The sequence below is a fragment of the Wolbachia endosymbiont (group B) of Longitarsus flavicornis genome (assembly GCF_964028135.1).
Classification (GTDB): Bacteria; Pseudomonadota; Alphaproteobacteria; order Rickettsiales; family Anaplasmataceae; genus Wolbachia.
Genome location: NZ_OZ034758.1, coordinates 1,643,081 through 1,658,902, shown reverse-complemented (window position 1 = coordinate 1,658,902; position 15,822 = coordinate 1,643,081). Strand labels below are relative to the sequence as shown.

11 protein-coding genes, 1 tRNA gene and 1 pseudogene are annotated in these 15,822 nt (G+C 35.0%); 6 read left to right on the top strand and 7 right to left on the bottom strand.

The window, feature by feature from the left end; genetic code table 11:
* Position 1: 1 nt before the first annotated feature.
* Positions 2–574: a thioredoxin family protein gene (locus ABWU45_RS07910; protein WP_139686726.1), complete on the bottom strand. Its 573-nt coding sequence runs from the start codon at positions 572–574 to the stop codon at positions 2–4.
* Positions 575–680: 106 nt separating this feature from the next.
* Here ABWU45_RS07910 and tmk point away from each other — a divergent pair, with 106 nt between their 5' ends.
* On the top strand, positions 681–1,283 hold the full coding sequence (tmk, locus tag ABWU45_RS07905; RefSeq protein WP_353278449.1) for a dTMP kinase: 603 nt from the start codon (positions 681–683) through the stop codon (positions 1,281–1,283).
* A gap of 426 nt (positions 1,284–1,709) precedes the next feature.
* Here the strand turns inward: tmk and ABWU45_RS07900 are convergent, their stop codons facing one another.
* From ABWU45_RS07900 to ABWU45_RS07890, 3 genes are all read right to left on the bottom strand, one after another.
* Entirely contained in the window at positions 1,710–1,973 is a 264-nt protein-coding gene (locus tag ABWU45_RS07900; protein ID WP_264375198.1) for a hypothetical protein, read from the bottom strand.
* A 390-nt stretch (positions 1,974–2,363) separates the two neighbouring features.
* On the bottom strand, positions 2,364–3,716 hold the full coding sequence (tnpC, locus tag ABWU45_RS07895; protein ID WP_353279066.1) for an IS66 family transposase: 1,353 nt from the start codon (positions 3,714–3,716) through the stop codon (positions 2,364–2,366).
* A gap of 129 nt (positions 3,717–3,845) precedes the next feature.
* Positions 3,846–3,922 (bottom strand) — tRNA-Met (locus tag ABWU45_RS07890).
* A 96-nt stretch (positions 3,923–4,018) separates the two neighbouring features.
* Here ABWU45_RS07890 and ABWU45_RS07885 point away from each other — a divergent pair.
* The 3 genes and pseudogenes from ABWU45_RS07885 (at position 4,019) to ABWU45_RS07875 (ending at position 8,843) form a co-directional block, all read left to right on the top strand.
* Positions 4,019–6,036: pseudogene (locus ABWU45_RS07885) on the top strand (ComEC/Rec2 family competence protein).
* 45 nt (positions 6,037–6,081) lie between these two features.
* On the top strand, positions 6,082–7,890 hold the full coding sequence (locus ABWU45_RS07880; protein WP_353278447.1) for a coiled-coil domain-containing protein: 1,809 nt from the start codon (positions 6,082–6,084) through the stop codon (positions 7,888–7,890).
* Positions 7,890–8,843 carry an RluA family pseudouridine synthase gene (locus ABWU45_RS07875; protein ID WP_410541942.1) on the top strand — a complete coding sequence of 318 codons (954 nt, stop codon included), beginning with the start codon at positions 7,890–7,892 and terminating at the stop codon, positions 8,841–8,843. Before ABWU45_RS07880 ends, ABWU45_RS07875 begins: the two co-directional genes overlap by 1 nt.
* A 6-nt stretch (positions 8,844–8,849) precedes the next feature.
* On the opposite strand, the gene ABWU45_RS07870 is transcribed toward ABWU45_RS07875, so the two are convergent.
* Together ABWU45_RS07870 and carB are read right to left on the bottom strand one after the other, a co-directional pair.
* Entirely contained in the window at positions 8,850–9,197 is a 348-nt protein-coding gene (locus ABWU45_RS07870; protein ID WP_064085518.1) for a diacylglycerol kinase, read from the bottom strand.
* Between the two features lie 309 nt (positions 9,198–9,506).
* Positions 9,507–12,803, bottom strand: a complete 3,297-nt coding sequence (gene carB / locus ABWU45_RS07865) for a carbamoyl-phosphate synthase large subunit (RefSeq protein WP_264682481.1) — start codon at positions 12,801–12,803, stop codon at positions 9,507–9,509.
* A 675-nt stretch (positions 12,804–13,478) separates the two neighbouring features.
* Between carB and ABWU45_RS07860 the strand changes: the two genes are divergently transcribed.
* Both ABWU45_RS07860 and ltrA read left to right on the top strand, forming a co-directional pair.
* Positions 13,479–13,619, top strand: a complete 141-nt coding sequence (locus ABWU45_RS07860) for a hypothetical protein (protein ID WP_019078704.1) — start codon at positions 13,479–13,481, stop codon at positions 13,617–13,619.
* Between the two features lie 52 nt (positions 13,620–13,671).
* Positions 13,672–14,916, top strand: coding sequence for a group II intron reverse transcriptase/maturase (gene ltrA, locus ABWU45_RS07855; protein WP_007302363.1), 1,245 nt, complete (start codon positions 13,672–13,674; stop codon positions 14,914–14,916).
* A 157-nt stretch (positions 14,917–15,073) separates the two neighbouring features.
* On the opposite strand, the gene ABWU45_RS07850 is transcribed toward ltrA, so the two are convergent.
* Complete coding sequence (locus tag ABWU45_RS07850; RefSeq protein WP_353278446.1) at positions 15,074–15,814, bottom strand: SDR family NAD(P)-dependent oxidoreductase; 741 nt, start codon at positions 15,812–15,814, stop codon at positions 15,074–15,076.
* Positions 15,815–15,822 lie beyond the last annotated feature (8 nt).

Genomic DNA, 15,822 nt, shown 5'->3' with positions numbered 1-15,822 from the left:
TTTAACCTGTAGAATTAGACCATTTTATTGAACAACCAATGCTTGATTTTTGGTCAACTGGAGGATTGCTAGTTTCTGCAATAAATTTCATGGCTTGAAATAAATCACTACTTCCTACTTCGTAATTTTGAACTTTCTCTTTTTTTGTGTTGTTAAAACGCCCGCGATAGCAGAGGGCTAGTTTGGAATTAAAGCCAAAAAAATCAGGGGTACAAACAGCACCATACTCTTTAGCTACTTCTTGGTTATTGTCAATCAAATATGGAAATGTAAACTTATTTTCCTTGGCAAAATTAATCATGTTTTCAAAGGAGTCTTCTGGGTACTCATTTACATCATTTGGCATGATTGCAACGGTGTTTACCTGATAATCTTTTTTCAACAAATTAACATCGCTTACTAGATTGCTAATAATTGATTGAACGTAAGGACAGTGATTGCATATAAACATTACAATGAGACCATTTTCCCCATAGCAGTCACTTAATGTATAATATTTGTTATCCACTCCCAAGAGATTGAAATTCTTTGCAGTAAAGTCTAAATCTATCTTAGGAGTGTCTAGCGTAACCATAGCTCATAGAGAATTATATACCGTATATAATTTATGATCTTATTGCTTAAATGTCAAATGGTTTCTATGTACACTGTTTGCATTTAGCATTGTAATTATAAAATTTATGTTCATAACCTTCGAAGGAATAGATGGTTCTGGTAAAACAACACAGTCTGAGTTACTTGCAAATTATTTCAAGCAAATTCACGGTGAAAATAATGTCGTATTGACTAGAGAACCAGGTGGTACTGATTTTGCAGAAAAAATAAGAGGATCACTACTTAAGGATAATATTGATCCCATCTCTGAACTTTTATTACTTACCTCAATGAGATATGAACATATGAAAGAATTAATACTACCAGCTCTTAAAGAGGGAAAGACAGTTATTTGTGATCGATTTATCGATTCAACTATTGCGTATCAAGGATATGGGCTCGGTGTTGACTTAAGGCTAATAAAAGACTTACACAAATTAGTGGGCATTAAATATCCAGATGTCACATTTATTCTAAATATTGATGTTCAAGTTGGGCTCAGCAGAGCAAAGGATAAAAATAAATATGAAGAGATGGACGTTGATTTTTATAATAAAGTTCGAAAAGGATTTCAAGAAATAGCTGAAAAAGAACCCAACAGGTGCAGTGTTATTACTGAATTTGCAACAAAAAGTGACAATCACATACACAATGAAATTATTGATAAAATTACTATTGCAAGGGCTTAGGTATACTTATTGAACTTTTGCTAATTTAAACATTCACTATATTAACTTGTGGTAAAAAATTATCAATTTTAGGTGACGTTATTTCATATGAAAGATTCTCTTTTTGATTAGCTAAAAAACTTTGTATTTCATCTTTAGGTTTTTCACTTATTGTTCTATATGTTCTTGCGCAATTAATTAGCTCATTTCTACTATTCTTATTGCTTACTTCAGTTATGGTAAAAAATTGATCAAAGTGACTTAAAAGATCCTCATTCTTTATTAAAGATGCAATATCATCAATGTCTTTTACGTATAAAGCAAGTTTGTGCGCTTTGCTACGATCCTCAAAACAAAAGTACTTTACAAAACTTATTTTTTGTAATATCTCTTGTTTCTGCTAGCAAAAATCCGATTCCGTCTTGGCAATGCACTCTCTTAACTGACTCAGCAGATACCTAGAACATTTTCTACTACAGATTTTTTCTCACAACCAAAAAGAAACGTATAGTATCCCATAGACAGAGTCAAGAGAAGGAATATAGCTGGAAGCAAGAATGGAGCAAGTACATTTTGCGATCCAGGAAAGATAAACCAGATAGCAGTTGCTGCTGATACAGCTAAAAATAACCCTGACATAACGAGTTTTATTTTTCTTCTGTATCCGTTATCAATAACCGTATTTACGCCAATAAAAGCCACATCAACCATTGCTCATACCTCACTAAAAGTAATATTAGCTTAATAATAGCATTGTTGTGATAAGAAATCAATATTATGAATATTTTAATTAATTTATAAAATCATCCAACCAAATAGAAAAAAGGCAAAAGAAGTCCCGAATAGCGAGTTTTAATAATTTAAATTGATAATGTGCTAACAAGCGCGATTTGGCTGAATGTAGAAAAAATTTAAAAAGCCGCTATAATTTTTGTGTAATTTGCCAATAAATATCTGAGTTTTTTTACTGAATTTTGTGATTGAGCCTGCAGGTCAAAAACAAGGATAAATACTCTTATTGGTATGATAAGAGGCTGGTGAAATTTGTCAAGTGATTCTTCTATCCGAAATCACAATATTGTATCCGTTCAGAGGTGTGGCTTAAGAGACAATAGATAGAAGGTTTTGAAATGGATTTAACTTTTTTTGCCTCCAAGTGAGATACAACGAAATTATCCGCTCAAGGAATCTATTCCCTCGCTCTGACTGTGCAAAATATGAATTCTTACGATAGACAACATAATGCCGTATTTGTCGCTCAACATGATTATTCGTTAATGGAATATTCTCTGGATCATCCAAAAATGTCCACATCATTGGCTCGGATTTTATAATACCCTTTACCGTTCGTGAAGCTCCTTTTGCTTCAAGTATATAAGATATTTTTATCATGCAGTACTGCATAAATCTTCGTAACTCTTTAGCTTGCTTAGTGAACTTTGAAATACTAATTTCATTTTCTGACAAAGCGTTTTTTAATGTAAATAATCCATTAGCTGCATCTTTTAAACAATGGCCAAGTCTCATTACTTCACTATTCCAGCTATGAGATAACCTCTCGAAATTTCTCAATAAGTGAGCCCAACAAATTTGTCGTTTTTCATCACTGAAGTGGTTGTAAACTCCATATCTGTCGGTAATTACCCGATTTTTGTAATCACAAAATGCACTATTCTTTAAAAACTTCATTCCTCTTGTATCTGCTAACTTCATAAGACTTGCTTTATTGTTGGCAAACATCCAGCACCATTCCAATTTACCTTTGTTATAGTGACTGGTTTCATCAATATGCAAAATTTCGCTTGCTTTCATTTCTTCCTCTATTTGTTCATAGGCTTCTTTACATTTTGACGAGACCCTTGCTTCGCTATTGGACACACTACCAACACTTATACTCATGTTAAAGATGTCTTTCATGATATTCGCTATTTCTCGCTTTGAATTCTTATAAAACCCACTTAGTGATGCAACTACTGACTTAACTCTAGGACCAAAGGTATCAGGTGTAACTCCTTCTGGTAATTTGCTACTCCTTCTTTTTCCGCATTTACGACAGCGCCCATGTTCTAGTTGGTATTCCACTACGTAAGGCTTAATTTTTGGGAGATCAACATTCTGGTGAATATAGGGTTTGTTGCATACTGCAATTTCTCCACCACATTCACAAGTATCATGTAATCTTACTCTAATTACTTCATCTGCTTCCATTTTTATCCGATAATTTCCTTTATGACCAACTTGACCCCCTATCTTCCTGCCACCCTCTGACTTATCTTCTGGTGTGTCTTTTTTTATTTTGTACAGCTCTTTTGAACTTGGTAAAGATGAATTCCTTGAGTTCAAGCCAAGTCTCTCTCTTAGTTCAGCATTCTCTATTTCTAAGATTTTATTTTTTTCTTCAAGCTTTGCTACTTTTTGCTCTAAGTTTTTACATAACTCTACAATACTGATCAACAATTGAAGCATCTAGCCTTACCTTACTATCAACATTTTCTGTTATTATTACTTTGATATGTTATGTCAATTCTTTTTTATCCTTACCATACCTCTGAACGGATACACAATATTTGTACAGTTGAAAGATGGTTGCGGGAGTAGGATTTGAACCTACGACCTTCAGGTTATGAGCCTGACGAGCTACCGAGCTGCTCCATCCCGCGTCGTTGATTATTTATTATTATATGCGTAATAATAATAAATAAAAGAATAAAATCACACTATTACATATATTTATATATCTATTAACCTTTCTTAACATGATAGTAAATTATATACATAACAATCTGTACAATGAAAAATATAACTTGATATTGTGGTTCCCTGTTTTTCAGTGTGCAGGAATTTTAACCTATTTCTCATTAAATTTTGAACCAAGCTGTGCTTTCACTATATCTATTTTTCTCTTGCTTTCACCTATACTAATTCTGATTGCAATATTATACAGGAAATACGCAATATTATGCATTTCTTTAATTGCAGTGCTCATAGGATTTACAGCCAGCAAATTCAGAACAGATTCAGTTAATACTCACATTCTTGATAAGGAAAGGTATGTGAAAGATATTGTTGCTACAGTGAAGGATATTAATAACAAGGGCTCGTATGAGCAATTTTTGCTTTATGAAATAAAAAACACGAAGTTTAAGTTAGATAGCATCAGAATATCAGTTAGAACCAAAGCGGAAGAAGGCATTAAAATAGGGGATCAAGTAAAATTATCAGCAAAACTCTTTCCTCCAAAAATTGCGCCTTCGGAATATGCATATGATTTTGCAAGAATAGCATATTATCAGAAAATAAATGCCACAGGCTTTGCAACAAGCAAAATAGTCCTGTACAAAAAGGCTGAAGCAAGAAAATTTCAAGAGTATATAGAATCTTTCCGTCAATATATCTATGAAAACCTACAGCAAAATACCAAAAAGCCACACGCGGACATAATCTCTGCATTATTAATTGGCAAAAAAGACGGGATAGATCAAAAAACTATGAATGCGATACGAGATTCAGGTATAGCACATTTATTCGCTATATCTGGTTTACATTTATCGTTTGTTGCTGGTCTATTTTTTATAGTATTCCGTAATTTATTTGCAATATCTGAAACTTTGACTCTTAAATATAACACTAAAAAAATATCTGCATTCTTTACTATCTTGCCAACCACGTTTTATCTATTGATCACTGGTATGCAAATTTCCGCTCAGCGCGCGTATATTATGGTAATTTTAGTACTTGTTGCAATAATGATAGAGAGAAAATATCGAGGATTAATAGCAATTGCGTTTGCTGCTTCGGTGATACTCATAGTGGAGCCAGAAGCAATCTTAAAGCCAGGTTTTCAAATGTCATTTTCTGCTGTCTTAGCACTGGTTGCAGCTATCAGATCAATGCCAACAAATTTTTAAAAATAATAAAATATTTTGTGTCGATAATGATCAGCTCAATAATAGCAAGTTTAGCAACGGTTCCGTACACAATATACAACTTTAATTATTTTTCAATCAGCGGCATTATCACAAATTTAGTTGCTATACCAATAGTTACACTCATTATTATTCCACTTGGAATAATCTATGTTTTATTGATTCCTTTAGGTACTCAGTGGATTATAACGCCTCTCATGGAACGCCCAATTGACAGCGTTTTATATATAACAAATGCAATAGCTAATCTTCAGTATCTGGTTATTCCTATTCGCACTTTTCCTGCATCATCGATCATTATAATAACGCTTGGGTTATTGTGGCTGTGCCTGTGGGAAAGGAATTGGCGTTTCTTTGGAATTTTCTTTATTCTGCTAGGTATTTTCTCTAGCGCTATGTATAGAACTCCTGATATTCTAGTCAGTGCTGATAATCTTGCTGTAAAAGAAGGTGACAATTTACTATATTCTCTTACTAGAAAAAACAGAAATTTTGTTGTCAAAACGTGGGCAAAGCAAAACGGGCAGAATCAAATTGTGAATCATACTAAATTCAGTAATTCAAACAAAAGGCTAAAATGTAATGATTATGGCTGTATATATAATAAAGGAAATAATAAGTCAGTGTTGCTAGCTCACAAAAGAGAAGATATTTTAGAAAATTGTAACAATGTCGATCTAGTAATTCAGCTAAGCAAATTCAATCACCCAGCTTGCAATACTAAAATCATCAAGTATTCTGATTTAGAAGTATATGGTACACATTCTATTTGGCTAACAAAGAGTGGCGTAAACGTTAGTAAAGTGCGTTCTAATCGTCCTTGGCATAAGCCAAAAACTTGTTTTTAAAGTATCATTTATATATAATTACTTAATTAGGATGTAAGGAAATTTATGCCTTTAGATACAACAAATCCTTTCAATGTTAAAGTAGATCATAATTTTACCAAAATAGATGATGCTATTGGTTTTTTTCCTAGGTTATGGCATGCAACAAAGAAATATTCTGTAAGTAACACTCTACCCATAGCGATTGTAAATATTTGGCTTCAATTTTCTTTGGCTTATGTAGCTGCAATAATAATAACCCATAATGATCTAAGGTTTATTACAGATATTTTTAACCCAACATTCATGCCAATTTACACTTTGGTTTCTATTATTCTTTTAACAACTTTTGTAGCCTCTTCTGCTATGAGATATATGCATAAGCAGGAGATAAAAGAAGGAGAAAAGTTGATAGAGGAATTAATAAATAATAAAATTAGAGGTGGCAAAGACAACGAGATGAGTGAAATCGCTGAAAATGCTCTGAAAATAGAGATAAAACCAAATTTAAGTCTTATAGATTCCAAAAAAGCAAACTTTTCAATAGTTTTGCCAATTTCTGAAAATCAGAAAAAAATATTAGATAATCAAATACAAGAGAATAAAAATAAGGCCATTTTTCTTACCATACCATATGTAATTAGTGCTGTAATTATAGTTGGTGCGTTAATACAAAATAGATTGAGCTTTGCCAATATTCAGGCTTTGGAATGGGTTCCAGTTGTACTGGCTAGTATCATTGCTATCGTTGGAATATGTATAACATTCAGCAAGCTAAAAACCAATGAGATAAACAATAATCATAATATTGTTAAAAAATTTAATAATTTAGATATTCTCTTTCCATGCAGAAGAGGTGGTTTTGTATCGGTAATGGAAAAAAAGACAAAAGATGAGGAAGAAAATGATCCAATATCTCGATTAATAAAATTACTAGATAAGCACTTGACTAATTTTACAGATAAAATTGTTGACTCATTTGATAAGCGCTTAGATGAAGCTAAAGATCTACTTGATAGCAAACTTCTAAAACCTGCAAATGATGAAATTCAAGAAACACTTGTTCATCTACAAGGAATTAGAGGAGACATCAAAAAAGATTTAGATAAGTTGCGTAAGGAAATGATGGTCATTTTAAGCGAAGCTAAAGGGCTGGCAAAAAGAACAAATTCACTAAAAATTGAAAGCATTTTTTCTAGTTTAGAGAATACTATTAAAATCGCTGAAGATAAGGTTGAGCGATTTGAACCAAGCAGATTAGTTGGCTTTTTTCAATCTGGAGAAAGAACAATTAGCGATGATCGTGAGTTCATAGATACATTGGAAAAACAAAAAGAAGAAGCGGAAAAGATAAAGAACGAATTAGAAGAAGAACTAAAAAAAGTAAAAGATGAGCTAGCAGAATTAAAGAATAAACAGACTCAATCAAATGAACCTAATAGCAGTGAAGGCAGTATTACTGCTACTTCTCTTGAAAAACAGCGAGATGAAGAGAAAAAAGCAATAGAAAAACATAGATTATTAAAATCAAAAAAAAGGATGAAAGAGCTGGAGCAAGAAAATGCAAAATTGGAAAAAGAATTATCTGAACAAGAAAAAATGGATGAATGGAGAAAAAAAGTTAACGGTAAAGCAAGTGACTTTCTATATTATTTATTAGAGTCTATTAAGCTAGAAGAAAAAGATAAAAAAGAAGAAAAGAGGGAGTTAACGCTACGGGATTTTGATAATAAAATAATAATTTACTGGAAAGATGGCTCTCAAACAATTTGCCATATTAAAAAACAAGACGGCCTTCAAATTCAACCTAGTACAAAAGTTGATTTTGTGAATCCAGATGTTCATGCAGCATTCAAAGTAGCTTGCGCAGGGTAGTGACCATAGATATAACCTTAAATGTTAATAGTGACGAAAAAAAATTAAGGCTAGATACTTACATAGCTAAAAAGTGTAACATATCACGCAGTAAAGCACAAAGATTGATACAAGATGAGCGGGTAACATTACTTGGCACGCCGATAATTAATAATGACCACATAGTAAAACCAGGTGAAGAGTATATAGTACATCTCGTTCAACCTGACATATCCACATCAATTGAACCTAACTATAATATAAAGCTTGATATCATCTACGAAGATGGGGACATTATAGTTCTGAGTAAACAAAGTAGATTAACAGTACACCCAGGTGCTGGAACAAACAATGATACACTCCTGAATGCAGTGATCGCTCACCTTGGCAAAATTCCATATATAAATAAAAGACCAGGAATTGTTCACAGGCTTGATAAAGATACTAGTGGACTCATGGTAATTGCAAAAAATGAACAATCCCACAGCTTCTTGTCTGAACTGCTATCAAATCGTAAAATAAAACGGGAATACTTAGCAGTAATTTGGGGAGCATTACCTAATCTGCAAGGAACAGTAAAAACCCATATTGCTCCAAAACGCAGTAATAAAGAAATGATGTGTGTCACAAAAACAGCAGGTAAATTAGCAATCACTCATTATTCAGTGAAGAAAATTATAGGGCAAGCAAGCCTGGTTAAATGTACTTTAGAGACAGGCAGAACACACCAAATTCGAGTACACATGAGCCACATAGGACATTCTGTAGTTGGTGATCAAGTTTACGGAAAAAATAGTAGTAAAAGTGAAAAACATGCTAAAAACTCTGACTTTATCCGTAATTTCAATAGACAGGCACTACATGCTCACACGCTAGGCTTATATCATCCAAAAAGTAAAGAATATATAGAATTTGTTTCTGATTTACCACAAGACATGCAAGTCTTAATCGGTGAATTTGAAAATATATCTTAACAACATTCATATCAATATTATCATCCATGTTATCAAGAAGTTAATTAATGAGAGAAAAACTGCTGCACTACCTAGATCTTTCACTTTTTTTGAAAGTATATGTTGTTCACTGGAAATACGCTCAATTATTGTTTCAAAAGCAGTGTTAATAATTTCTACAATTAACACCAAAAATAGGCTACTTACCATTACTGCACGTTCTAAATTACTTACATCTAAAACAAACAAAGTTGAAACACATATTATAAAAAGCAGTAACTCCTGTCTGAACGCAACTTCTGATACAAAAGCTGATTTTATTCCTTCACAGGAGTATTGAATTGCTTTTATTAGACGAGTAATGCTTTTCTTCATTATCAATTTTGGAAACTCAATGAATTACACTTATTGCACTCAGGTAAAAAATGCATGAAAACACCTTTCAGTCGTGATCACTTATAAAGCAGGAATCATGCTTATAAGTACACAGATTTTTACAGTTAAAATCTAGCATATTGTTTGAATCAAGAGAATTAGTACAAAGCATTTCAACGAGCAACCAAATTCTCAAGGCAATTATATATCGACAACCATAATAAAATCTCTTTAATTGAATTTCTAACTCACTTGAACTTGCTACGTTACAAAATTCTCATTGAAGTAGAGTAATATTAGTTTTAATATTTAAACGTTTTGTACTTGCTGTAATGATTTCACTTCCAAAGTGCTATTCTTTACATACTGAATTGCAAGCACTAACGCTTTACTTCCAGAAGCTGTGGTGCTGTAAGCTATATTTTGCAAAATAGCAGTTCTGCGAATATCTTTGCTATCTGAAACTGACTTTACACCTTTTGAGGTATTGATCACTAGGTTTATTTTTCCATCTTTGAGCATATCAACTATGTGGGGTCTGCCTTCTCTCACTTTATTTACAGCTTTTGCAGCAATGCCGTTATTGTTCAGATACGAAGCTGTACCTTTAGTTGCATATATTTCAAAGCCCAGTTCTTTCAACATTCGTGCAACAGGCAATATATACTCTTTATCATCATCTTTTACTGAAACCAGAGCTGTTCCTTCTGTTGGTAACTTGTATCCTGCAGCCATGTGCACTTTTGCAAGTGCAGCTTCGAAAGATGAGTCAATTCCCATTACTTCTCCTGTTGATTTCATTTCAGGACCAAGTAAAGTATCAACTCCTGCAAAGCGGGTAAATGGAAAAACAGCAGCTTTAACTGCAAAATGATTGAAAGGCTTGTTTTCCTGATTCAATTTTTTACCCAAAATAACCTGAGTGGCAAGCTTTGCAATAGGAATGTTGATCACCTTGGAAATAAAAGGAACGGTTCGACTAGCTCGTAAATTTACTTCAAGTATGTATACATCACTCTCTTGAACAGCAAACTGAATGTTTATCAGACCTTTCACTTTTAATGCTAATGCTATTCTCTCAGTTTGGAGCTCGATCTCTTTTATTACTTCGTCACTCAATGTATTTGTCGGTATTGAACATGTTGAATCGCCAGAGTGGATACCAGCTTCTTCAATATGCTCCATAACCGCTGCAATGAAAACTCTTTCCCCATCACATACAGCATCAACGTCAACCTCAACTGCATTGACTAAAAATTTATCAAGAAGCAGCGAACCATGCTCAAAAATTTTAGTGTGATTCAGGACGTACTCTTTGAAGCTATCAATATCATGCAAAATTGACATAGACTGACCACCAAGGACATAGGATGGCCTCACTAATAATGGAAACCCCACCTTTTTTGCGTTGATTAACGCTTCTTCCACTGAATGACAGATAGAATTTTCAGGTTGTTTTAAATTAAGTTGCAAAGCAAGATTTTTAAATCTCATGCGATCTTCTGCAAGGTCAATAGAATCAAAAGATGTACCCAAGATATTAAAACCTCTTTCGTTCAGCACTTTGGCTAATTTTAAAGGCGTTTGACCACCTATTTGAACTATTACACCAACTAGTGTGCCATTTTCTTGCTCTTTACTTAGTATTTCAAGCACATCCTCTGCAATGAGTGGTGCAAAATATAAACGATCAGCGGTATCATAATCAGTTGAAACGGTTTCGGGATTGCAGTTAATCATTATTGTTTCGTATCCCATTTCTTTGGTGGCAGAAACTGCATGAACGCATGCATAATCAAACTCAATACCTTGACCAATGCGATTTGGACCACTTCCTAAAATGACAACCTTTTCTCGGTCAGAAATGTCCGCTTCGCATTCTGTCCTCTTTGTAATGTCTCCCTCATAACATCCATACATATAAGCAGTACTCGATTCAAATTCAGCTGCACAGGTATCTACACGTTTATAAACTGGATTAACACCAAATTTTTTCCTCATTGCTTCAATTTGCTCTGATGTCATTCCAGTGCGTGACACTGGAATCCACCTATTTTTTTCTTGGATCCCAGCTGGGATGACAGAGGTAGGTCTATTACTTAACTTTGCGAGCCTTGCATCTGAGAAGCCCATTTTTTTCAGCTCTAATATTTCATATGCAGTTTCAGGAAGGCCGTTTTCCTTGATTTTTTGTTCAGCTAATATAATTTGCTGTATATTTTGCAAAAACCATAAATCATAACCTGTAATCGAATTTATTTCTTCTATGCTAATTCCGTGGCGCATTGCGTCAGCAGCAATCAGTAATCTGTTTTGCAGCAATTTTGCTAATTGAGATCTAATGTGATCAATATCAGTATTTTCAGGAAATACTTCATCAAGTCCCGTTAGCCCTGTTTCAAGTGAGCGAAAAGCTTTCTGTAGTGACTCATTAAAAGTGCGGCCGATTGACATCACTTCTCCCACCGATTTCATGGAAGTTGATAATTCACAATTCGTCCCTTTAAATTTTTCAAACTCAAATCGAGGAATTTTAGTGACGATATAATCAATCACTGGTTCGAATGCAGCAGGTATAACTGGAGCGCAATCATTACGTATCTCATCGAGTGAATAGCCGATAGCAAGTTTAGTTACAACTTTTGCAATAGGATAACCTGTTGCTTTTGAAGCAAGTGCAGAAGAGCGAGAAACCCTTGGATTCATTTCAATCACAACGAGGCTTCCATCTTCTTTAGGATTCACTGCAAACTGAACATTTGCACCACCGGCACTAACATCAATTTCTCTTAGCACTGCTATAGATGCATTTCTCATCTGTTGGTATTCTACGTCACGCAGAGTCAGAGCAGGAGCAACTGTGATACTATCTCCGGTATGCACTCCCATTGGATCAATATTTTCTATTGAACACACTATTATACAGTTATCCTTACAGTCACGGATAACTTCCATTTCATATTCTTTCCAGCCGATAATTGATTCATCTATCTGAACTTCGTTTATTGGTGAAATTTTCAGAGCACTTTCTGCGATATTGAAAAATTCCTCTTTATTGTATGCTATGCCACTACCTGCGCCACCAAGAGTGAATGATGAACGGATGATTGCTGGTAATCCAATGTAATCCAAAGCCTTTTTTATTTGTTCTTGATTTTTTATAATGATACTTTTTGGGTATTTTAGCCCTATTTTATCCATGGATTGGCGAAATAATTCTCTATCTTCCGCTTTTTTTATTGCTTCTCTATTTACCCCTATTAATTCTACGTTGTATTTGTCTAACACTCCATCATCTGCAAGTTTTATTGCACAGTTCAGTGCTGTTTGCCCGCCCATTGTTGGTAATATTGCATCTGGCCTCTCCTTAATTATAATTTTTTCTATGATTTCAGGCAGTACCGGCTCAATATAAGTTGCATCAGAGAATTCAGGATCTGTCATTATAGTTGCGGGGTTGGAGTTAACCAAAATGACTTTATAACCTTCACTTTTTAATACTTTACAGCTTTGCGTTCCAGAATAATCAAACTCGCATGCCTGACCTATGACTATTGGGCCTGCTCCTATTACTAATATAGATTCTATATCTGTGCGTTTTGGCATAATTATAATAACAGTCTCGACTCAAATAATGTTACCAATCTTTCCTGCATATGTGAATTTTTATTAAACCTAACTGCTGTTAGGCTTGACGCATAACTGTACGAACATTGCAATTTGCGTGGCAGATTCCAGTGCTTGACACACAGCTGTACAAACATTCATTTTTGAAGGTAAATTGCACAGCAAATGATGTCATTCAAGTAGCTGACACTGGTTCCTTTATGACGGCAGTGCCCAGAGGTGTCATCCCAGTCTGGGATCCAGAAAACTTAACTTTAAATAAGTGGCCGCACAATAAAGACTAGATTCCAGACTGGAATGACACCATAGAGGCACTGGGATGACAGTGCGCCGTAGAAACACGGAAAGTGTTGAAGCTGTGCAGTAGATGAGGGAGGGCCCCTCGGAGCCGGTTTGCAAGAGCAGGCTTCAAACAGCCATAAGCTGCTTTGGTAAAGAGCTAAGGTAGTGAGCGTTATGGAAAAGGCACAATTATGTGTCATGTATGAAATAGAGAGACGAACGCAAGTGAACCACTGATGAAGTGTCGAAAGCGTAGAGACGACGTCAAAACCAGGGGGTAGTCGTTAACCTGGGATGAATCTACTGGGAGCTTGTTTACTGGGTAGGTGGCGTCCGGCATAAAAGTGGCGTGAATCTATTTTAGGCTATTGCATGGAACTACGGGAACCTGTCGTTTCGATGAAAAGGGAGAAGTCCAAAGAGCTGATCTCTGAGGATGAGAGTACCGATGCGAAAAACAGGGGCGGATTAGCTCGTAGTAGCGAAGAAGTTTCTGTAATGGAAATGGAGTGAAGGGGCTAAGTTATTTAGTTTTAATTATTTATCAACCGAAAGGGAGGAGTTAATGAATAAAACAAAGTCTTTTGATATACCGAAGCAACTTATTTGGAGAGCTTATAAACAAGTATCGAAAAATAAAGGTGCAGCAGGTGTAGATGAGGTCTCGATAACAAAGTTTGAAGAAAATCTAAAGGATAATCTATACAAATTATGGAATCGGATGTCATCCGGAAGTTATTTTCCAGAGCCGGTAAAAGCTGTTGCGATACCAAAAGATACAGGAGGGCAAAGAATTTTATGTGTGCCTTCAGTATTCGACAGAATAGCGCAAACAGCAGCTACAATGTATCTTGAGCCGTTAGTAGAACCGAAATTTCACGAAGATTCATATGGTTATAGACCAAATAAGTCTGCGCTGGATGCGGTATACACAGCACGGAAGAGATGTTGGAAAAATGATTGGACGGTAGATCTTGATATATCTGGATTTTTCGACAATCTGGACCACGATTTAGCACTGCAGGCTATCAAGAAACACACAGACTGCAAATGGGTCATACTGTATGTTGAGAGGTGGATGAAAGCCCCCATTCAGCAAGCAGATGGCAGTAGGGTAACAAGGGATAAAGGAGTTCCGCAAGGAGGTTCAATAAGCCCAATCATTTCAAGCATATTTATGCACCATGCGTTTGATATGTGGATGAAACAAAATTATCCAACAGTACCATTTGAAAGATATGTAGATGATGCGATAGTGCACTGCAGAACTAAAAGACAGGCAGGATTTATGAAAGTAATGATTGAAGAAAGATTGGCTAAGTGTAAATTGAAGTTACATCCTGAAAAGACACAGATTGTGTACAGTAAGGATGATGATAGAAAAGAACAATTTCCTAAACAAAGCTTTGATTTTCTAGGTTATACTTTTAGACCTAGAGTAGCAAAGAATAAGATGAGGAATTATTTCATCTCATTTCTACCTGCAATTAGTAACAAAGCCAAGAAGAAGATCAAGAAAACCATAAAGTCATGGAGAATACATCGGATTACATGGACCACACTAGAGGAAATATCGAAGAAAATAGATCCAATAGTCAGAGGCTGGTTTCAGTACTATGGCAGGTTTTATAAATCAGAGATGTATCCATCTCTCAGAAATATAGAGAGATACCTCATAAGATGGGTCAGGACAAAATATAAGAAACTTCGTGATCACGGAAGACTAGCAAAGCAATTTCTAGGAAAAGTGAGAAAGAGGTCTCCAAGTATTTTCTATCATTGGACACTTGGGTTAGGATCAAAAGGCTAAATAATGGGAGCTGTATAAGTCGAGAGGTTTCCGTGCAGTTCTGCGAGAGACTGGTGGGGAAGCTCCGCCGGTCTACTCTCCTCCTTCCTAGTGGACTCAAATCACAATGTTCATACAGTTGTGGGCTTAACGGTATCTTTGCAGATACTATGGTAATTTACTCGGTAGATTTGCTAAGTGGCAAGATTTGTCCTGATATACTGCAGTCATCAGAAGCCAACTCTACGAATTTATTTGTTAACTTCTCAGGCGATACTAATTCAGATATATCTTTTCCCGAAAATGCTTGCTTATACATTTCACTATCGATAGGCCCTTCCGAATACACGGCATTTATGCATAAGTTCGTATGCTTTGTCTCAGATGCATATATCTTCACCATTACTTCTAGTGCAGCCTTACTTGCAGCATATGGTACCCAATATGGATAAGAGGAAGGAGAAAGTGTTATCTCTGAGGTCATGAATATCGCTCTTCCAGCATTAGACTTTTTTAGTATTGGACCCAAATTTTTTAGCAAGTACCAACTGGCAGTAAAATTTGTATTCATTACGTTCTGTAGATCTTCAAGCTCACAATCATGAACAGAGCTCAACTTACCTAAAATTTCAGTGCATGTAATCAGTATATCAAGTGTTCCAGATTCTGATAATTTTGGGCTTTCTATCATATTTGCCAGTTTTTCTACGTTTTCAAAGTCTAAAAGATCAAGCTGAATTAGTTTCACAGAGCCTTCTTTAAGCTCTTCAATTTCGTTATACAATGGCTTGAGATTATCAAGAGATCTGGAAATCAGAATTACACATGCACCTTCTTTTACAAATCTTTTTGCAACAGAAGAACCTATTCCACCTGAAGCTCCGGTAATTAAAGCTATTTTACCTTCTAAGTCACCCATTTCTTTCT

Excerpts from the sequence above, each read along its gene's own strand:
- ABWU45_RS07850 (WP_353278446.1), bottom strand. The coding sequence starts at position 15,814 with ATGGGTGACTTAGAAGGTAAAATAGCTTTAATTACCGGAGCTTCAGGT.
- ABWU45_RS07880 (WP_353278447.1), top strand. The coding sequence starts at position 6,082 with ATGCCTTTAGATACAACAAATCCTTTCAATGTTAAAGTAGATCATAAT.
- ABWU45_RS07860 (WP_019078704.1), top strand. The coding sequence starts at position 13,479 with ATGGAACTACGGGAACCTGTCGTTTCGATGAAAAGGGAGAAGTCCAAA.
- ABWU45_RS07870 (WP_064085518.1), bottom strand. The coding sequence starts at position 9,197 with ATGAAGAAAAGCATTACTCGTCTAATAAAAGCAATTCAATACTCCTGT.
- ltrA (WP_007302363.1), top strand. The coding sequence starts at position 13,672 with ATGAATAAAACAAAGTCTTTTGATATACCGAAGCAACTTATTTGGAGA.
- tmk (WP_353278449.1), top strand. The coding sequence starts at position 681 with ATGTTCATAACCTTCGAAGGAATAGATGGTTCTGGTAAAACAACACAG.
- ABWU45_RS07900 (WP_264375198.1), bottom strand. The coding sequence starts at position 1,973 with ATGGTTGATGTGGCTTTTATTGGCGTAAATACGGTTATTGATAACGGA.
- carB (WP_264682481.1), bottom strand. The coding sequence starts at position 12,803 with ATGCCAAAACGCACAGATATAGAATCTATATTAGTAATAGGAGCAGGC.
- ABWU45_RS07910 (WP_139686726.1), bottom strand. The coding sequence starts at position 574 with ATGGTTACGCTAGACACTCCTAAGATAGATTTAGACTTTACTGCAAAG.